The organism is Salinispora mooreana, from assembly GCF_000379065.1.
GTDB lineage: Bacteria > Actinomycetota > Actinomycetes > Mycobacteriales > Micromonosporaceae > Micromonospora > Micromonospora mooreana.
Window position 1 is genome coordinate 3410666 of record NZ_KB900614.1, and the last position, 19340, is coordinate 3430005.

At 63.3% G+C, this 19340-nt stretch carries 17 protein-coding genes and 3 pseudogenes; 16 read left to right on the top strand and 4 right to left on the bottom strand.

The window, feature by feature from the left end:
• Positions 1–255: pseudogene (locus SALPAC6_RS30320) on the top strand (IS5 family transposase); the annotation flags it as partial.
• Positions 256–302: 47 nt separating this feature from the next.
• Here SALPAC6_RS30320 and SALPAC6_RS31300 read toward each other — a convergent pair.
• Positions 303–1088, bottom strand: a pseudogene (locus SALPAC6_RS31300) (SUMF1/EgtB/PvdO family nonheme iron enzyme); the annotation flags it as partial.
• Positions 1089–1202: 114 nt separating this feature from the next.
• Entirely contained in the window at positions 1203–1994 is a 792-nt protein-coding gene (locus SALPAC6_RS0116240; RefSeq protein ID WP_018254433.1) for an aminotransferase class IV family protein, read from the bottom strand.
• A 303-nt stretch (positions 1995–2297) separates the two neighbouring features.
• On the opposite strand from SALPAC6_RS0116240, the gene SALPAC6_RS30815 reads away from it, so the two are divergent.
• The 3 genes from SALPAC6_RS30815 to SALPAC6_RS0116255 all read left to right on the top strand — a co-directional run bounded on the left by SALPAC6_RS30815 (position 2298) and on the right by SALPAC6_RS0116255 (position 5002).
• Complete coding sequence (locus SALPAC6_RS30815) at positions 2298–2420, top strand: hypothetical protein (protein ID WP_018254434.1); 123 nt, start codon at positions 2298–2300, stop codon at positions 2418–2420.
• Positions 2421–2867: 447 nt separating this feature from the next.
• Positions 2868–4124, top strand: coding sequence for an XRE family transcriptional regulator (locus tag SALPAC6_RS26180; protein ID WP_162562068.1), 1257 nt, complete (start codon positions 2868–2870; stop codon positions 4122–4124).
• The gene (locus SALPAC6_RS0116255) at positions 4121–5002 is read left to right on the top strand and encodes a phosphotransferase enzyme family protein (protein WP_018254436.1); all 882 of its coding nucleotides are present in this window, start codon (positions 4121–4123) and stop codon (positions 5000–5002) included. Before SALPAC6_RS26180 ends, SALPAC6_RS0116255 begins: the two co-directional genes overlap by 4 nt.
• 3 nt (positions 5003–5005) lie before the next feature.
• Here the strand turns inward: SALPAC6_RS0116255 and SALPAC6_RS0116260 are convergent, their stop codons facing one another.
• Positions 5006–5926, bottom strand: coding sequence for a phosphotransferase enzyme family protein (locus tag SALPAC6_RS0116260; RefSeq protein ID WP_080636081.1), 921 nt, complete (start codon positions 5924–5926; stop codon positions 5006–5008).
• Between the two features lie 190 nt (positions 5927–6116).
• On the opposite strand from SALPAC6_RS0116260, the gene SALPAC6_RS0116265 reads away from it, so the two are divergent.
• From SALPAC6_RS0116265 to SALPAC6_RS0116295, 7 genes are all read left to right on the top strand, one after another.
• Positions 6117–7223 carry a UDP-galactopyranose mutase gene (locus SALPAC6_RS0116265; RefSeq protein WP_018254438.1) on the top strand — a complete coding sequence of 369 codons (1107 nt, stop codon included), beginning with the start codon at positions 6117–6119 and terminating at the stop codon, positions 7221–7223.
• Positions 7220–8170 carry a glycosyltransferase family protein gene (locus SALPAC6_RS0116270; RefSeq protein WP_026189738.1) on the top strand — a complete coding sequence of 317 codons (951 nt, stop codon included), beginning with the start codon at positions 7220–7222 and terminating at the stop codon, positions 8168–8170. The genes SALPAC6_RS0116265 and SALPAC6_RS0116270 overlap by 4 nt, the downstream gene beginning before the upstream one ends.
• Positions 8167–9273: a DegT/DnrJ/EryC1/StrS family aminotransferase gene (locus SALPAC6_RS0116275; protein WP_018254440.1), complete on the top strand. Its 1107-nt coding sequence runs from the start codon at positions 8167–8169 to the stop codon at positions 9271–9273. Before SALPAC6_RS0116270 ends, SALPAC6_RS0116275 begins: the two co-directional genes overlap by 4 nt.
• A gap of 146 nt (positions 9274–9419) precedes the next feature.
• A complete protein-coding gene (locus tag SALPAC6_RS26185) occupies positions 9420–10286 on the top strand; it encodes a hypothetical protein (RefSeq protein ID WP_162561518.1) in 867 nt (288 codons plus the stop codon).
• Entirely contained in the window at positions 10283–11569 is a 1287-nt protein-coding gene (locus SALPAC6_RS0116285) for a nitroreductase family deazaflavin-dependent oxidoreductase (RefSeq protein ID WP_018254442.1), read from the top strand. The genes SALPAC6_RS26185 and SALPAC6_RS0116285 overlap by 4 nt, the downstream gene beginning before the upstream one ends.
• Positions 11570–11589: 20 nt before the next feature.
• Complete coding sequence (locus tag SALPAC6_RS0116290; protein WP_018254443.1) at positions 11590–12729, top strand: glycosyltransferase family protein; 1140 nt, start codon at positions 11590–11592, stop codon at positions 12727–12729.
• A complete protein-coding gene (locus SALPAC6_RS0116295; RefSeq protein WP_018254444.1) occupies positions 12726–13526 on the top strand; it encodes an HAD family hydrolase in 801 nt (266 codons plus the stop codon). Before SALPAC6_RS0116290 ends, SALPAC6_RS0116295 begins: the two co-directional genes overlap by 4 nt.
• A 349-nt stretch (positions 13527–13875) precedes the next feature.
• On the opposite strand, the gene leuS is transcribed toward SALPAC6_RS0116295, so the two are convergent.
• Positions 13876–16341 carry a leucine--tRNA ligase gene (gene leuS, locus SALPAC6_RS0116300; RefSeq protein WP_018254445.1) on the bottom strand — a complete coding sequence of 822 codons (2466 nt, stop codon included), beginning with the start codon at positions 16339–16341 and terminating at the stop codon, positions 13876–13878.
• 464 nt (positions 16342–16805) lie between these two features.
• Between leuS and SALPAC6_RS0116305 the strand changes: the two genes are divergently transcribed.
• From SALPAC6_RS0116305 to SALPAC6_RS26190, 5 genes and pseudogenes are all read left to right on the top strand, one after another.
• Positions 16806–17219 (top strand): HIT family protein, encoded by a 414-nt coding sequence (locus SALPAC6_RS0116305; RefSeq protein ID WP_018254446.1) that lies wholly within the window; start codon positions 16806–16808, stop codon positions 17217–17219.
• A 52-nt stretch (positions 17220–17271) separates the two neighbouring features.
• Positions 17272–17448 carry a hypothetical protein gene (locus SALPAC6_RS29460; protein WP_020493593.1) on the top strand — a complete coding sequence of 59 codons (177 nt, stop codon included), beginning with the start codon at positions 17272–17274 and terminating at the stop codon, positions 17446–17448.
• 310 nt (positions 17449–17758) lie between these two features.
• The gene (locus SALPAC6_RS0116315; protein ID WP_018254448.1) at positions 17759–18286 is read left to right on the top strand and encodes a DUF6244 family protein; all 528 of its coding nucleotides are present in this window, start codon (positions 17759–17761) and stop codon (positions 18284–18286) included.
• Between the two features lie 197 nt (positions 18287–18483).
• A complete protein-coding gene (locus SALPAC6_RS0116320; protein ID WP_018254449.1) occupies positions 18484–18885 on the top strand; it encodes a CdiA C-terminal domain-containing protein in 402 nt (133 codons plus the stop codon).
• Between the two features lie 15 nt (positions 18886–18900).
• A pseudogene (locus SALPAC6_RS26190) lies at positions 18901–19224 on the top strand (SitI3 family protein); the annotation flags it as partial.
• Positions 19225–19340: the final 116 nt, after the last annotated feature.

Genomic DNA, 19340 nt, shown 5'->3' on the forward strand with positions numbered 1-19340 from the left:
GTCGACGTCGAGACCGTCACCAAAAACCCCCAAGCCAAAGGCTTCAGCGTGGTCAAACGGCGATGGGTCGTCGAACGCACCATCGGCTGGCTCATGCACCACCGCCGACTCGTCCGCGACTACGAAGCACGACCCGACAACTCCGCCAGCATGATCACCCTCGCCATGATCGACAACCTCGCCAAACGCCTCACCGCCGAAACCACCCCAACCTGGCGAGAACCACTACAACCACAACACACACAAAATACGTGAATCAGACGTCCTCTCAGGACGTAGCGGCCTGGGTCAGTCTCGGTCGAACACCACTCCCAAGTGTTTCCGCTTAGGTCGTAAACCCCGTAGGGACTAACACCACTGTGATAGCGCTCGACCGGCGTAGTTCCGCCGATACCCGACTCACGAACGTTGCACTTCGCAATGGTTACCTGGTTACCCCATGGAAAGGCTTGACCGTCAACGCCTCGAGCGGCTTTTTCCCACTGTTGCTCGGTGGGAAGGGCGTTACCGGCCCAGCAGCAATACGCCTCAGCATCCCGGTAGGTTACGTTAACCACTGGGTGATCGCTTAGGTCGTCAGGAAAGCTACCATTTCGCCAGTGTTGAGGGGCCCGATATCCCCGCTCAGCAACGAACTGCGCATAGTCGGCGTTGGTCACCGGCGTTACGTCAATGTAGAAAGGCGGCAACTCCAATACTTGATTGTTCACGCCAAACAGGAATGACCCACCAGGGATTAGTGTCATCAGCTTCCCTGTCCGCGGGTGCGTCTGTTCTACCTCCACCACCCCGGAGAGTGACTCGGTGCTCGATGTAGAGCCAAACGGACGTCGTGGGGCCTCTGTGTACCCAGCTCCGCGGCCCATCAACAGATCGAAACGGGTGCGCACGTCGTCGCTGGCTCTCTGGAGAACAGTGTCCAAGATCGCCTGGCTTTCTGGGCGGGGCCGGATGCGGTCAGCACCCGCTTCCCACTTAGAGATGGTCCTGTCGCTAACGCCTAGGTAAGCAGCGAATTCCCGAAGGCTCATCCGTTTGGCCTCCCGCAACGCGCGAGTCTCGCGTCCGGACCACTTGCTCACCGTCATCAACGTGTAGTCCTTTGGTCACTATCTCTATCAACGGTCAATCCTCGATCGACATAGATACCACATGACCACGGCTTGCTCTACCCCGTCAACAGGACGTAACGCACGCAGCGGCTACAGCGGCTGCCACCGCGTCGCTTCGTACTCCTTTCGGAGCTGATCAACGAAGCTCGCGCCATCACTCAGGAGCAAGCCATCGATGGCGGCAACGGGTCGCAACCCAACACCGGCGTTGGTGATGAACGCGCTGTCTGCCTGGGAAATCTCGCTGAGGGTGATCGGCTCCCAGTGAACTTCGATCCCCTGTCGCTCCATGGCCGCGGATGCCAGCCGCATCGTGACTCCCGAGAGGCAGTTGGCATCCGGCCAGCTCACCCTGCCGTTACGAAGGAATCCAATGTTCCAGGTTGCACCCTCGCTGACCCGGCCACTCGCATCCACAAAGAGTACGTCATCGAATCCAGCTCGCTGTACGCGGCGACGCTGGTGAACCGTTCCAAACAACCCGATATGCTTCACCTCTGGCAGTTCCCGCTGGTAAGGCACTGATTTTAGGCGTATCGGAGGTTCCCCTCCAGGTCCGACGGGCCGTAGGGTGACCAAGACGCGGGGTTCGCTGCCGACGGCTGGGTGACCGAGGCTAAGTTCGGGATCGAAGATCGTAACTCGCATGATCACCGGAACCGAGACCTGCACGGCTAGTTTTCGAGCCAGCGCCCGAACCTTTTCGGTGTCCACCCCCACTCCGAATACAGCCTGGCTGTCCCGTGCAAGCCGCTCCAGGTGCAGGTCAAGCCCGCGTACCTGACTACCTTCGACGCGCATCGACGTAAAGTGGCCGTAGTTGATGAGCGCAATGGCGCTCAACTCGTCGACGGTGACCGGTACACCCTCCAGCTCCATCATGGCTCCATCGTGACACTTGACGTCGGCGGGTAGCGCGGTCGGTTCGGACGAAGTTCAGCGCTAGTTCAGCGTTTGGGCAGTACCTGACGCTTTCGGTTTACGTTCTCAACGGTACGACGTTGCTCACGTGGCTTCGCCAGGCCGGTGTCAACGCCGGCGCTACCCCTGGGACGGCCAGCGGCGAGTCGGCCGAGTTGCGGGAGGTACGCAAGCAAAGGTTGTTGGAGCAGGAGAACGAGGTCGTGCGACAGGCTGCTACTTACTTGTCGCAGGCGCATCTGCCGGGAAAGGCCCTACCCACTCGTGAGCGAGCTGTCCGCCGACGGGCAACAGTTGAGGACCGCGATCGTGACCGGGATCGAGCGGACCTACGTGTTGCCCGAGCGGGGGAACGACGCGACCCACACAATCATCCACGAACTGTAGCGATCTAATGCGCAGGCGTGCGGACGCTAGTGCCTGCCGGCTCACCCGATGTGCCACCGACGACAGGACCGACCTCGCCCTGGACCACGACACGCCAGAGCTGCATGTCGCCCCGCACGCGGCAAAGATCAGCTCATGGATAGCTCTGGCTCGCCGTTGACATTAGGCACACCTCCGCGTAGGTCGTGGATGGGGCGAGCCTGCCTTGGCCCGCCCGCGCCTGTCGCCGCGGGTTCGACAACAGCGGCAGGGCCATACCCACACGGTCACAACCGCCATCTGTCGGGTATCAAACCCCGATACGGGTTCAGGGTGTACCCCCATCGTGACGGCGGCGGCTACCAGCCCTTGCCAGACAACCACGTCAGACAGTGCAATACCCAGTACCAATGCTTGTCGATTTGCGCGTACGCTGCATAGCACGGGCAGCACGTCGGGGAGGTGACGGTGCTCGATTCAGAACGACACGACGAGAGTTGGTGGCGCCAGGCCACGTTCGAGGGCAAGTCGGTCGCCGCTGCTCTCCGAGCACGTGACATGTCGTTGCTCTTCCGGTTCCTTCGTTCCCACGGCTACTCACGTACCCGCATCGCTGGATGCACAGGACTGGCAGAGACTCGTGTCCGCGCGATCTCCAAGGGAACGCAGCAGGTCACCGCCTACGAGGTATTGGAACGCATCGCAGAAGGGCTCGGCATCCCACGCCACATGATGGGCCTCGCGTATGAGGACATAGCGGTACCGCCTGATAAGTCGCATGACAATGCCCCTTCGCTATTCGCGGAGGAGGTTCCAGCTGTCGTCACCAGGGACGATGTTGAACAGATCATCAGCCTCGCCTCGCTCCTCACCTCGTGGGACTTCGCTCATGGGGGCGGTGTCGCGCGGCAAGCTGCCGAGGCTCACTTGCGTTGGGCGGCTCGACTACTGCGGCAACGCTGCGCCGACGGTCTGGCGCTAGATCTATTCGCCGCTGTTGCGCGTCTCGGCGCTGTCGCTGGCTTCATGAGCTTCGACGCGAACAATCAGTCCCAGGCACAGAAAATTTTCGAATTTTCATCGGAGTGCGCTGCCACTGCTGGCGATCCGCACCTTCAAGCAAAGCTGCTGTCGCACCGAGCCCGGCAGGCGATTTGGTGTGGTTCCCCTTCGGATGCCCTCAAATGGCTCGATACAGCGCTCGATCTCGGCAGGCTGACCCCCGCGGAGCAGGCGATGCTTTACACCGGTCGGGCGCGTGCCTTGGCGAGGATGGGCCTACGGGCGGAGACGATCGCGGCGGTTGCAGCGGCGGACAGGGCATTCGAGCGTGTCGGGGCAGAGCCGGAACGGCCATGGATGAAGTATTACGACCAGGCCCAACACCTCGGAGACACCGGTCATGCATTGTTCAGCATCGCGATGAACGGCTGTGCGACCGTCGAAGCCATCGCTCGGCTTAACGCTGCGATCAACCGGCACGGGGATGGATACGCGAGGTCAACCGCTCAGTCAGCCATCAAGATGGCCACTCTGTTGATGTCCCAAGGAGATCCTGCAGAAGCATCCGATCTGGGGCTGCGGACCATCCGGCGGCTGGAAGGGCTTCAATCTGCGCGCGTCGTTGAAGGGCTCCGCGAATTGGTGCGGGTCTCGGGCCAACACCGAAGTTTGCCAGCCGTTGCGGAGCTCCGGGAAGCGATCTTCGAGGCGACCTACGCATGAGCATCGCCACCTACGAGGAGGTTTCCACTGCCTGCAAGCAGGTTGGCTTGGCCACGGGGACGATGGAGTTGATTCGCCATGGCGAGAACGCCGTTTGGCGCGTGGACTCATCCACGATCGCCAAGGTCGGCCGGCCTGGGACGGCCGCCGCGTCGGCCCGGCAGGTAGCGGTGGCGCAATGGTTGAGCGAGGCGGGATTTCCTGCAGTAGCGCTGAGCGACGTCGGTCCGCAGCCCGTCGTCGTCGGGGACGTCCCCGTGGTGTTCTGGCGACAGCTACCCCCACACCGAATGGGTGAGGTGATCGATGTCCCGCGTATCCTACGGCAACTGCACGCCCTCCCGATTCCGGCGGCTTTGGGCCTGCCCCGGCTCGATCCACTCGTCCGGCTAGAGCAACGCATCAGCGAGAGCACCTGCATCGACCAGGTCCGGCAAGACTGGCTGCTGCGCCATGTTGAAGACTTGCGCCTGAGCTGGTCTCGCCTGCCGGTAGGCCTTCCTCACTGCGTAGTGCATGGTGACGCTTGGGTGGGCAACGTTGCCATCACGCCTGACGGCCAAGCGGTCTTGTTGGACCTGGAACGGTGCTCGGTTGGTCCACCGGAGTGGGATCTTGTATCGTCGGCGATCAGGCTCAGGTCATTCGGATGGATCACCGAGAACCAGTACCAGCAGTTCGTTGAGGTTTATGGGTCAGACGTCACGTGCTGGGCGGGCTTCCATCTGATGCGAAATACTCGGGAACTCAGGATGGCAACCTACCTGGTGCAGCTCGCGGACCGTGACCCGACCATGGTTCGCGACGCGCTGTACCGAGTCGACTGTCTGCGAGGCGAGCACGGCGAGCGACCCTGGCCCTGGACGCCCAGCCTGTAGTGCCTATACCGGCAGCCAATAGCGCGGAAGACCGGGATCGACGATGGTCGCGATTCGATGCCGAACCTGGTCCAACAGCTTGGGTTCGAACGGAAGTCTGGATGCCAGCCAGCATGTGCGCCGGAACTGCGCGATATCGACAAGAAGTTCGAAATCAGCATCGTGATCAGGCATCGGGCCGTACTCGTGCCAGAAGGCGTCGATTTCGCTGGCCGAAAGCCATCCGACCCTCGCGGACGCGATGACGTACGCAAGATCCCATTCCGGTGGCCCCAGCCGGGTGTCTTCGAAGTCGAGTAGGTAGCCGACTCCCTGGGAAATCAGAATGTTGCCGCGGTGTGCGTCGCCGTGGATGACCGACGCTGCCCTATGGCTCCAGCCTGAGCGCTGCCAACGCAGCGTAAGTCTGCGCCAATGCCGCTGGAGCTCATTCGCATCACCATCGGGAAGGGTCGCAGTCTCGAGCTGCGATGCGACCCGTGCCCATGGATCGAGCGTCGGGAGATGGGGCCACCGTGGGCCTTGTTCGTGTAGCCGCCGCAGCGCACGACCGAGGTCACGAACGGTCGCTGAACCGTCTTGGGGAAGGTAGGTCCACCAGGTGAAGACTCGACCATCGATGATGTCGAGCTGAGAGAGGCCAGGCATCTCCGCAGGCTGGACGGCAGGCATTCCGCGCGCCTTCAGCCATCGGGCGACGCGCGCCTCGTTCGCAAGGCGTTCCCGAAACGCAATGTCTACACCAACCCGGGCAACCAGGCCGATTGGCGAGATGGCGACCATCGCATTGTCCGCTGGTGGCCGTAGCAGCGCGATGCCATCCGTTCGATAGCCAGCCTCGGTCACCACCTTGTCAACGAGCTCAACGGCGTGGTCGCCACTAAGCCCGCGTCGCGTGGACAAAGGCTGATCTTGGTTGGCCATGGGGTCCAGATTATGTGGGTTCCGGCATGAACGCCAACAGCAAGATCGACAGCCCGAATTTGGGCACTCCTGCAATCGTCACCCCCGGGGTCCGTGATGGACCCCCACGTTGAGCTGACGCGATCCGACCGGAACCGGGGAGCCTCCTTGCCAAGGATCGAACTAAGTGCATCAAGGCGAGGAGCGGACCATGGGTCGAAGCGCGGTCGTCATCGGCGCGGGTATCACCGGTGCAGCAGCTGTGTGGCAACTCGGCCAGCTTGGCTACGCAGTACGTGTCTTCGAGCGCGAACAGGTCGTCGGTGGCCACGTGCGGACTGAGTGGATGCACGGCATTCCCTATGAGCCGCACGGGGCCCACATCTTCCATACCACCGACGAGCCCGTCTGGCGGTTGGTAACCAAGCTGGCGGACTTCGTGCCGTACCGGCACCGCGTGGTGATCAGAGTGCGCGGCCAGCTCATTCCATGGCCAATCCAGCGCTCGGCAGTGTCGCAGCTCCCGGACGGTGCTCAGCTCGTTTACGAACTCAACCGGCGCCCCACCTCGGTGGACACCACGAACTTCGAGACGTACTGCGTGTCGCTGCTCGGTCGCACCCTCTACGACGAGTGCGTCGGCCCGTACACCGTAAAGCAGTGGGGTCGTGACCCACATACGTTGTCGGCATCCGTGGCGAAAGGGCGCGTCGAGCTTCGCGACGACGGCTACCTGGATTTCTTCCGAGATCCTTTCCAAGGATGGCCGCGTGCCGGCTACGGCATGCTCGTCGAGGCGATGCTCCAAGAGGCCGAGGTAAATCTTGGCACCACCGTCACAGCGGATCACATGTCGGACGTGGCGGCGCGTGGTGAGCCGGTCATCGTCACATCCGCGCTCGACGACTTCTTCGCCGAGCCTGGCGCACTCCCATGGCGCGGAGTCCGGCTGGAATCCACGCTGCTGCGAGGTGTCACGCTCGCACAGCCGGCGATGGTCGTCAACGAGCCAGCGCTGGCGGTTCCCTGGACTCGCACCATCGAGACGAAATGGGCGCTCGATGACCTCCACGATATTTCCGGCACCGTGGTCATGCGCGAGTTTCCTGGCGCCGACGCCAAGCATTACCCGGTCCTTGATGCAGCTGGGACAAACCTCGCGACCCAGGCATCGCTTGAGAGACGCCTGACCGCGTTCAGGCGCAACCCGATCATTCCGGCTGGACGACTCGCAGGGTACGGCTACATCAACATGGATGTCGCCATACGCCGTGGTCTGAACGCCGCCACTCAGATCGCCACGGAGGCACACCGATGATCGACGCTGCGGAAGACGCAGTCACTCTCCACCTCCCAGCCGTAACAACATCTATGCTCGGCGTGATCGTGCCAGTCGGGCCGAACCATGATCCTGTCAACTCCGTCATCACCAGCGACCACTCAGCAACGACCAGCGGCGTGGACACGGCCCACCTGGTGATCGTCAACGGCACAGACGCATCCTCCCGCGTGGCTGACATCCGATCCAGGCTCGCACCCATCGACGACCGGTTGGCGATCGTCGCCATCAATGGTCCGATCGGCTACATCCGCGCGGTCCGCCATGGGCTAAGGATGGCCGACCAGCTCGGCCTCAGATCGGACCGCGTCGGCTTCCTCGATGCCGACGCTGAGCTGCGTTCAATCGAGCACTGGCAAGTCGCAAATCTGATGCTCGACGAGAGTCCGAACCTCGACGCCACCAGCGGTCTCGTGGTGCACGCAAAGTGCCGCGTGTGGGAAACGCTGTCATCCGCGACATTCGTGGCCGCCATGGAGCGGGCGTCCGGGGCTCCCGTCTGCAAGCCGTACGTACAAGGTGGAGCTGGAGGCACGCTGGCGCGACGGGAGCCGTTCGCACGCGCCGTCAACGACGCACTCCGACTCGACACACTCATCGGCCCCACGCTGTCCGCCAGCTCGCTGGCGGCGGGTCGCCGTGTCTTGGCGACCAGTGCACTGCCGTGCGGGCACACGCCGCGGCGCACCATGCAGGAATGGACGGCCTCGGTCACCGCATACGAACAGTCCTGGCGCAGTCTCGTGGAACTGTTCGGCTCCGACATCGAGAAGCCCTGGCAGCAGTTTCTCGACGAAGCCGAGCAAGCGCTGGCCGGCAACATGAAGCTCCTAACCGACATGCGCTACAACGCCGCCCTCCGCCAGGACGTGGTCATTCGAGTCGAAGCGCAGCGCCGCGCGCTGCAGGCTGCGGGTGCGCGATGACGATTCCGTTTCACACCAACAGTCGGCAGCACCACGCGCTCGCCCACGAACTGACCTCAGCACTCGCGACAGCCGACCTAACCGACGATAGCGCCTTCAACCGCGAGGTTCAGCACTTCGAACAACGCCTCGCCCGGTACGCGGGTAGCCGATTCGCGGTCGGAACCGCGAGCGGAACGGACGCGCTCACGATCGCCCTGACGGCGCTCGACCTGCCTCGTGGCGGTGAGGTGATCCTATGCGGCTTCGGGTTCTTCGCCAGCGCCGCCGCGATCGTGCGAGCCGGTTTGACGCCGGTCCTCGTCGATACGCAGTCCGAGGGCTATGTGATCGATCCCGCGGCGGCCGAGGCTGCGATCACCTCACGCACCGTTGCACTGCTCCCGGTGCACATGTTCGGCGAGGCGGCCCACATGCGCAGGCTCTCTCAACTCGCCGTGGACCACGGCATCGCCCTGGTCGAGGACTGCGCACAGGCGCTCGGTGCGTACCACGGTGATCACGCCGTCGGAACGTTCGGTGACTCGGCGGCGGTGAGTTTCAACTGGTCCAAGCACCTGTCCTGCACATCGAACGGTGGTGCCGTCCTCACCAACGACGAACATCAGATCGAGACGCTGCAAGCACTACGCGCATACGGATCAACCAGCGGCTTCTGGCACCCATTGTTCGGCCTCAACAGCCGGCTCAACCCCTTCGAGGCTCGGGTGCTCGCCCACAAGCTTCCGCACCTGGACTCGTGGATCAGCCGACGTCGCACCATCGCCGAGCGATACTGGACCAACCTCGCTGGCGTAGCAGTAGCATTGCCGCCCGTACCAGAGGGTATGAGTACGCACGTGTACCACAAGTTTACTGTGGCGCATCCTGATCGCGATCGACTGCGTCATCATCTCAAGGCGCACGGTATCGGATCGATGGTGTGCTACCCGCATCTCCTTGGCGATCACCCGCCCATCGCCGCAGTCAGCCGAAGCGAGGACCTGACCCACGCCAAACAACGGGCGGCCACGGCGCTATCGATCCCAATCTGGCCGGAGCTCACCAACGACGAGGTAGACCGAATCTGCCAGCACATTGACGACTTTTGTGGTGCGTCATGAGCACGACGATCACAAGGTGCGACAGTGCGAAGATTCTGCGCTCCGTTTACCGCATGGACAAACAGCGTCTATTCGCGTTGCATGGCCTCGCTGCGCCATCCAACGTCGGACTGGGATCGTTTCCTGCTGTGCAGAGCGGTCTTGCCGTGGCCGTGAACGCAGACTTCGATCCGCCACGTCCCGGAGCATCGGTGATCGTCGGCGGTGGGTGCGTCGGATACAGCAATGCCAGCCTTGCGAGACTCCGACTCGACTACCTGACCGACACCATGATGGCTCTCGCGGTAGCATCGCTCGCCGCCACGGACTGCCTAATCTACCTTCCCATCGGGGAAGAACAGATCACGGCACCGGCAGCGCACGAAGGCTGGCGGGCCTTCGGCGATGTCCTGCATGCAATCATCTCGCGACTCGCTGCGACGATCGCCGCGCCTCGCTCGCTGACGATCGCTCGGACCGACGATCCCTCGGTGCGCTCGGTGGTTACCAGGGCCGTCGCCCGGCGTGGCATCGATGTGAGGTCCGACGATCTAAGCGCTCTGTACTCGTTACGGCCGTCTGGCAAACAGGTCACGCCCAGCGAGGCAAGACTCCAGCAGTACCGCTCCACGATCATGACCTACCTGCCGGACGTCGTCGGCGAGTTGATCGGGCACCCAGTAGACCATGTGGTAGCGGCCGAGAACCTGCACCAGGTTAAGGCGGTCTCGCTGGCTCGGTCGATCGCCGCGAACCTATGTAGCGGGCGAGTCGATCACCTGGCGCACACACCGGCCCCGTCGCTGGGGGGTACGACGCGAATGTCGGTCGCCAGGTCCGACTCCGCGATAGCCATCATGGACCCGCCAACCGCAAGTGCTCTCACCCTCCGGCGAGCCAACCGGACGGTGCGGAGCTACTGGCAGACGGTTTGGGACCTTCACCGCACCGTCTTGGCGTCACCCTCGCCGCTACCCGACCTGCACACAATGCTCACCTATTACCACCAAGTCGTCACGGGAGGTCAGCCGTGAACCCGCAGACCCAGCGAATCGGCGTCATTGGCCTCGGCGAGATGGGTGCCACGATCGCCACCCGGCTGCAGGCGGTCGACGCCGACATCCTCGTCAATGACAGCCTCGCCGACGCTGCGGCACGGTGGCCGCACGAAGCCTGGGGGCATTCCGCTGCAGCCGTGGCTCGGCGCTGCCGCGTCATTCTGGTCATCGTCGCCACGGATACACAGGCACTTAACGTCGTTGACGACATCGCTTCCGTCGGCACGCCTGGCACGCTGGTGGTCCTGCATTCGACCGTTGCTCCTACGACGGCCCGAGAGGCATCTGACCGGCTTGCAGCCAGAGGTATCGGCCTGGTAGACGCCGGCATGAGCAGAGGGCAGGGCCAGATGAGCGACGGCAGCCTGACCTTGTTCGTCGGCGGCGACCAGGAAGCCATCAAAGGTCTTAGGCCAGTGTTCAGCCTGTACAGCGACAACGTCATTCACGCAGGCCCGGTCGGTGCCGGGATGGTGTTAAAGCTATGCAACAACCTCGCGCTGCACGGCAACCGCGCGATCTTGATCGAAGCCGCTCGCATCGCCACCGCAGCCGGACTCGACACCGAGGACTTGATCTCCGGGATCGTTACCAGCACCGGCACGAGTTGGGTCGCCAAGCACTGGGGGCGGGTGGACGAGGCAGCTCTCGACGGCGGTGTTGGTCGTACGCCCATGACAGCACGGACAGAAAGAGAACTCGGCCTAATCCTGGGCCTTGCCAACGAGCATCACGTCGAGGCGCCTGCGGCAGCTCTCGTCGAAGAGCGTCTTCCCAGCGTGCTTGCCCATGGGATGGCTGCCACAAACCGTGCGTTCCTGTTGGCGCACAAGGCAAGCCGTGTCGAGGAATGGCGCTCAGCTCGGGACCGTGCGGGCGCTGCGTTCTGGTCGCCGATGCTCGTGCTAACCACGACCGGGGCTAGGACGGCACGCCCACGTACCTGCGTTCTCGAGTTCATGATCGATAATGACCGCCTCATGGTGTTCGGCTCCGACGGTGGTAGGCCGGCCGACCCTGCCTGGTGCCACAACCTTCGCGCAAATCCACGTGTCACCGTCGAGATAGGCAGTCACACGGCCGGAGCCTCAGCCGTCGTCCTTCCGGCCGACGAAGCAGCGGATCTTTATGGCCGGCGCGCGCGGCAGCGGCCGGACTTCGCCAGATACCGGGCACGGGCGGGACAGCGCGGTATTCCGGTCATCTGGCTTCAACCCGACGTCGAGCTCGCCCAGCTCGTTCCCACCTACCCAGCATGATCAAATCGAGGAGAGTCCCGGTGCTGTACATCGACTTCGGGGTCGGCATGGCTGATGGGCTGAACGGCGTCGGTTTGCGTGCCGTCGAACTCGCTACCGCCATGTCTGACCACACTGACGTTACGGTCCTGGTGCCCGACACTCCAGAGGCCGAGATCCTCTCGGTCTGGCCCGCCCTGCGCTGGGCCAGCGTGCGCGAGGCGGCACCGGTAGCAGGCGACGTCTACTGGTACGGGTTTGCCACTCCACCGGAGACCGTAGCCCGATTCCGGGCCGCCCAAGCCCTCTGCGTCTTCGACGCGATCGTGTGGCCCCTGGAGTTCCTCACATATGAGAGCGTACGCACTGCCACCGTGCCCCCTCGCGCCTACCAGTCTCATCTCGCGGATTACCTTCGCCGCTTGCGCATGGCTGACAAGTTCACCGTGGCGTCGATCGCCGAACGGCATGTTGTCATCGGAATGCTCTCCAGCGCCTTCTGGTCGCCGCTCAGCCGGATGGCGCCTGACCTCGACTCAAGGTTCTTCGTCCTTCCCGTCGGGCTATCATCCAGAAACGAGAATTCCTCGAAATCATCCGAGGTTGCCGTCAACGATGAGCTGACGTTGGTCTGGAACGGCGGCACCTGGAACCACTACGACCCTGCCACGGCGATCAACGCAGTCCTCGAAGCGCGCAAGGACGCGCTAAAGGTCCACCTCCAGTTCCTCTACCCCCAGCGAGGCATGATGACCGCCTCGTTACGCGCCGCACGCGCCGCAGCCGATGGTTCAGACGCCATTCGGTTCGCCGAGCGGCCCCTCGGAATGCGGGAGCGCGTAGATGTCTTGCGGCACGCCACCGCAGCGATCTGCGCGTATCAACCACATGCTCTGTGGGATCTATGCCCGCCGATGCGACTCCGGGAGACCCTGCTCTACCAGCTTCCAATCATTGCGCCGCGGCGCGGCGCACTCGGTGATCTGATCGCCGAGCACCACTTCGGCCTCGCGGTGCAAGGCACCTCCCCTCGTTACCTTGTCCAAGCGATCCGTGCCGTTGCTGACCCGTCTGAACGTGAGCGGATGCGGAAGGCCGCCGCGAGCCTCGCATCGGACTACCTCTACGAAAGCCGATCAACGGCAGCGTGGAGCTGGATGACGGATGGACACATCCAATGAACCGATTCGACACGCTCATCTTCGACCTCGACGGCACGCTCATCGATGAACTCCCCAACGTTGACGCCGGATATCGAGCTGCCGCCCACTATGCGCATGAGACCTACGGCATCGTTGAGGAGCTATTCGCAGCCGTAGCCCCGCTGGCGGCCCGGGACGCCTGGTGGGAGCCCGATTGGCTGGGTCCGCTTACCGACCGCTATGGGCTATCCGCCTGGGACGGGCTGTCCGAGCAGTTTCCTGGTCCACGGTCGGACCTTCAGCCGCTACGCGACTGGCTTCCCACGTATCGGCACAGCGCTTGGCGAGCGGCGTACGCCCGATGCGGCGTCGCAGCAGACAGCCATGTGATCGACGAGACTGCTCGCACCTTCACCGGTACGCGGCATCGGGGGCGGGTGCGGCTCGCCCAGGGAGCCGCTGGGGCTCTCGAAGCACTGGCGGACCGCGACCTGGCAATCATCACGAACGGTCCGGCCGACGGTCAGGAAAGCAAGGTGTATCGAGCGGGTCTCGGCCGCATGATGAAGGCGGTGATCGCTTCCACTGCCGCCGGCACAGGCAAGCCCGACCGGCGGCTGCTCGGTCAGTGTCTCCAGAGCTTGCCACATCGTCGCCGCAACGTGCTCATCATCGGCGACAGCCTCGAACACGACATCCAGCTCGCGCTTCAATGCGGGATACCGGCGATATGGATTCGGACCAGCGACCACGCCGGGTCGGTCCCGGACGGTGTCGCCGTCGTTGCCAGCGCCGCCGCCCTGCCAGCAGCCATAGCCCGGCTGGAGGAACAGTGACCAGCCAGGCACCCGGCAAGAGCTGGATCGCGAACGCCCGGGTGTAAGCGGTACGCGGCATTCCAGCCATGCGGCACGGCGGCGCCGGAACCCGCTATCGTCGAGCCCGCGCACCACGGGCATCAACTCGGGCTGCTGCTCAAAGCGGCCACCATCGAATCGCTCCGTACGGCAGAACCGGTAGCAGCTTCATCTACATCCCCCAATGCTGCGAAGACTCATATGCTCGCGATCAACGAGGCGCTCGGAATGCAACCCATCGCAGCTTTCCAGCGCTGGCAGCGGCACACCTGACACGGCTTTGTAGGGGTGTTCGCCGCTGTGAAGAATCGGCGAACACCCCGTCAAGTCACCGCGCAGGAACGATATTGACTAGCTTCGGCGCGCGAACAATCACTCGATCAACGCCCCCTTCGCCCAGCGCTGCCCGGACCTTGTCCGCGTTCAGGACGAGTTCACGCAGGGCGTCCTCACTGACGTCGGCTGGGACCTCCAGTCGATCGCGCACCTTACCGTTGATCTGCACAATGCAGGTGGCGGTGTCTTCCACAAGCAGCTGCGGGTCCGCCTTCGGCCAGGCAGCCACACAGACCGAAGGCTCGTGGCCGAGCCGCTGCCACGCCTCCTCCGCCGTGAAGGGCGCGAAACACGAGAGCATCTGTACCAATGCTTCCGCACCCTCGCGGGCGGCGGGGTTTGCCGCGCCCGGCTGGCCATCAACGGCGCGTCGCAGGACGTTGGTCAGCTCCATCAACCGCGCAATCGCCACATTGAGGCGTCGGGCTTCCATCGCCGCGGTGGTGTCGGCGAGCAGCCGGTGCACATTCCGACGCAGCGCAACGTCGGCGGTACCTTCAACCTGTGTGGGCAGTTCCCCCGACAGACGCCACACTCGCCCCAGCCATTTGACCGCACCGGTCGGCGACACGTCAGCCCAATCGATGTCGTCCTCCGGAGGCCCGGCGAAGACCATGGTCACCCGGACGGCATCCGGCCCAAAAAGCGAAATCTGCTCTTGGAGGTTGACCAGGTTCCCTAGCGTCTTGCTCATGGCCTTGCCGTTCATGATGACCTGGCCCTGGTTGGTCAGCTTCGTGAACGGCTCGGTGAACGACAGCATGCCCAGGTCGTGGAGGGCCTTGGTGAGCCAACGCGCGTACATGAGATGGCCGGTCGAGTGTTCGCGGCCCCCGATATACTCGTCCACCGGCAGCCAACGCTGCACGCCGGCCGGGTCGAACGGCCCGTCCGTGAAGTTCGGGTTGGGATAGCGCAGGAAGTACCACGACGAGTCGACGAATGTGTCCATCGTGTCGGTGTCGCGTCGAGCTGGTTCGCCACAGCGCGGACACGCAACAGAGACCCATTCCTCGGCGCTCTCCAGCGGTGACTTCCCACCCTCAGGACGCAGCTGATACCCGGACTTCGGCAGCTCAACCGGTAGCTGATCATCTGGAACGGGCACAAGACCACACGACTGACAGTGGACGATCGGAATTGGCGTTCCCCAGTACCGCTGACGTGAGATCAGCCAGTCGCGCCATCGGTAGGTGACGGCCGCCGCGCCCACGCCGTTGGACTCCAGACGTGTGGTGATCGCCTCCGAGCCTTCGGAGATTGTCAGACCGTTGAAGTCTCCCGAGTTGACCAGACGGCCGTCACCGTCGGTGGCTTCCCCGGTGGCAGCCGGATCCGGCTGCCCACTGTCAATTACCACCCGGATCGGCAGGTCGAACGCTCGGGCGAAGTCTAGGTCCCGCTGGTCGTGCGCGGGCACCGCCATGATTGCGCCGGTGCCATAATGCGCCAGTACATAATCTGCCGCGTATACAGGCAGGGGCTCTCCGTTGATCGGATTGCTGGCGTACCGTCCGATAAACACACCAGTCTTGGGCCGGTCGGTGGCAAGCCGCTCGATCTCCGTCGCCATTGCCACCTGTTGGCGATACGCATCGAACGCCTCACGCTGGTCTGCCGTGCATAGCTCGTCGGCCAGCGGCGAGTCCACCGCCACAACGAAGAAGACTGCCCCAAACAGTGTGTCTGGCCGGGTGGTGAACACTCGCACCGGCTCATCGCGATCCGCGATCTTGAAGTCAATGTGCGCGCCGGAGGAGCGGCCAATCCAGTTCCGCTGGATGGCAAGGACCTCGTTTGGCCACTTGCCCTCCAGCTGGGCCATGTCGTCGAGCATGCGCTGGGCATGACCGACGACCTTGAAGAACCACTGGGTCAGTGGACGCTGGACGACTGCGGTGCCACAACGCTCGCAGTGCCCACCGATCACCTGCTCATTGGCAAGCACCGTCTGATCGTTTGGACACCAGTTGACTGCGGCCTCCTTACGGTAGGCGAGCCCGGCCTCGAACAGCCTCAGGAACAGCCACTGGTTCCATCGGTAGTACTCCGGGTCAGATGTATGGAAGCGAGTCCGCCAGTCGAAGGAGACACCGAGGCGCCGGAACGACTCTGCCTGTGTCTCGATGTTGGCGTACGTCCAATCACGGGGATCGAGGTTTCGCTTCAACGCTGCATTCTCGGCTGGCAATCCGAAGGAATCCCATCCGATCGCGTTGAGCACGTTCCCGCCCTGCATGCGGATGTAGCGAGCGATGGCGTCACTAATGGAGTACACCTCCGCGTGACCCATGTGCAGGTCGCCGGATGGGTAGGGGAACATGCTCACCACATACGAACGCGGCTCATCTTCATGACCGCCCGTAAGGCCATGCGCCTCGGAGACTCGCAACTCATCCCAGACCTTCATCCACTTGTCAATGATGGCGTGGGGATCGTAGGCCTCGTCGTTGATCATGATCAGCTCGAATCGTCAGGGTGCGGGAACGGTCCGGCGACAGCTTCGCACACGGTTGTGGCAACCATGCCAGCCGATACCACGTGTCAGACACGCCAGCTCATGATCACTATTACGGATCTAACGCCCGAACGCGAATTTCATCCGCAAATGTCGGATCTGGAGACTCCGTGACTACCACATCAGGGATGTTACGGATTGCATGGATGGCGTGCTCCAGGCAAGACCACCTGGTGCCAAGTAGTGGATGTGCCCACCTCAGGAGGTACGGGCTCCCGAGGCAGTCGACGTCGGGGTACCACAGGGAGGTCGGGCACCTGTCTGCTGCTGTCGGTGGGATGAAATGCTCGGTCGATTCCATTCATTTGCCCCATTCGCTCTTTTATGGTGGTCCGCCCCAAGTATCGACTTCTGCCGTCAACTTCCTCAAGCACTTTGCGCAAGTTGTCGATTAACATCGCCGAATGGCCAGCCAGAACTGCATCTTCTGCAACGTGGTTGCGGGCACCGTGAAGTCCGATTTGATCCTCCACGACAGCGTTGCCGTGGCGTTCCTTGACCATCGTCCGGTCTTCAAGGGGCACACGCTGGTTGTTCCGGCGAGCCACGTTCCAACGTTGATCGATCTTGCAGATCCCGGCGCCTTCTTCGAACACGTTCAAACGGTAACCAGGGCAGTCGAAACAGGGCTGGGGTGCGATGGAGCATTCATTGCTGTCAACCACCGCGTCAGCCAAAGTGTGCCTCACCTGCATGTCCACGTTGTGCCTCGCCACAAGTCGGATGGCCTCCGCGGGTTTTTCTGGCCTCGGACCCGGTACGTCGACGCCCAGGAAGCGAGCACGTTCGCTCGGAAGATCACCGCCGCCGCCGGGTAGGTCTTTAGGGGTTGGCAACCCGACGAGGCGCGAAGAGTCGAGCACGTGCGTGGTGGCCGGGACTCGGCTCGCCGCAGGTGGTGACCTGCCTGCCGCGGTGGACTCGTTCTTCAACGACATCCTCGTGATAGCAGACAACCCGGATGTGCGAGCACGCCGTTTGGGCCTAGTCGGGGCGGTCACCGCGCTCGGTGACGGCGTGCTCGACTGGCAGGCACTTCGGCTATAGCGCCAGCAGCACGGAACACCGCCGGTAGACCGCAGTACCGCCACCTCACGCTATCGAGCGAGATAGGGACCTCGTTGACCTGTTGATCGTGGAAGGCCCGGAGCGCACGTCTTGGGTGATCCGGCAGATGTTCGTGGAGTGCAAGGCCAAGGGGCCTCACGGCGTCTACGCCCAGCTTCGTGGTACCGGCAAGCCCGCAGTCAGTGCCATGTGGACCCGACCGATGAGTCGCTCGAGGCCGGTCACTGGCACGATGGCACGACCCGTTAGGACGCAGCCATCGTCATCGCCGATCGGAGGATTGCTTCACGTGTCGATCATCGAAAAGATCCACAGCGAGTTGGGTGCCCTGACCGCTGGTGTCGACAAAGCTCGCGGTCTGACCGCCGCAGCCGGTAGCCAAGCGCAGGAGGTCGGCGCTCGTGCCGCGGGCGCTGGCTTCGCCGCTGTGGCCGTCGGTATGACCCGGGTCCGCGACGCGATTCAAAACGTCCAGGCCGGCTTTGGTCGCTTCTCCGCGTCGGTCGGGGAGGCGGCAAAGGCGACCGCGGCGGTGCCCCGCCAGGGCACGCCGCAGGAGACGGTCGCTGGGCTGGCACCGGTGCAGAGCGCACTGGACAACGCCCGCGATGCGGGGACCCAGGTGATAAGTCAACTCGGCGAGGTGCAGCAACTCGTCAGAGCCGTTCTGCACGGCGGACAGCCAGGACCCCTGTTGCAGACGTTAAATGAAGCCAAGCAGATCGTGGTACTTCTCGTTGAACGCACCGGCACTACCCGGCAGGCTATCGAGGCAGCGGTCGCTGAAGCACGACGACTGGGATCGTCGGGAAACTAACCGGGGCTGGTGGCCCCGCACCCGCCAGCCCCGCCCCCAACTCCACCGCCGCCGACGGCCCGACCACGACAGCAGCCGCCACGGATGACCCAGCAATCCCCGAATCGAGTCCCACATCCTGGAGCCGGTCGCCAACCGGCGTTCCCGGCGGCTCGCCCACTGGGCCCCGAACGAAGATCCCACCACGAGAGGACACGGTGGTACAACGCTCGCTGGAGTTAGAAAACGAGTGCGCCGACACTCTCGCCCACGACGGCTACCGCGTGCATCAGAACCCGACGCGACGGGAAATCGCCGACGCCCGCCAGAACACCGGCGACAGGGGGAAGCCGGACAAGGATCCGGACTACCTCATCGAGGGCCACGTCTTCGACTGCTACTCCCCCACTGCCGGCAAGGCGGTACGCGGGGTATGGACGGAAGTGTCACAGAAAGTAGCGAGGCAACAAACCCAGCGAGTGGTGTTGAACCTGTGCGACTGGCGCGGCGACATCGCCGGCCTGCGAAAGCAGTTCAACGACTGGCCGGTCCCGCACCTCAAGGAACTGGCAGCGGTGACCCGAAACGGTGCGATCATTCAGATCGTCCGACGCAACTGAGAAGGCAGGCAACACGTGGGCATCGAATACCGACTGACCCTAGCCGGCAACATCCCCCTGGAAGACCTCGCGTCCCTCGTCGCCCCGCACGGCGTCGAGGAGTCAACCCTGCCCGGCTACCCCCGGCTGCTCACCGCCGACCTCGGGGAGGAAATCGGCTACACCGTCACCGTTTCCGCTGGCAGCAGCGGCTACTTCGACGCCGAAGACGACGACGGCACCCAGTGGGAATGGGAACCCGACACCTACACCAACATCATCTTCGACCTACGCAAGAACAACCCACCCGAAGACGTGGTCCCAACAATGGTGTCAGCCGTGGCCCGTGTCCTCACCAACCCCCTCTTGGTCAAGATGGTGTGAGACACCCTGTGTGAGTGGGGTGGCGGGCCTGCTGAGGGCGGGGATCGGAGATCCTTGTGTACGTGTCCACTTCATCTGGCAAGCAGCCGGCG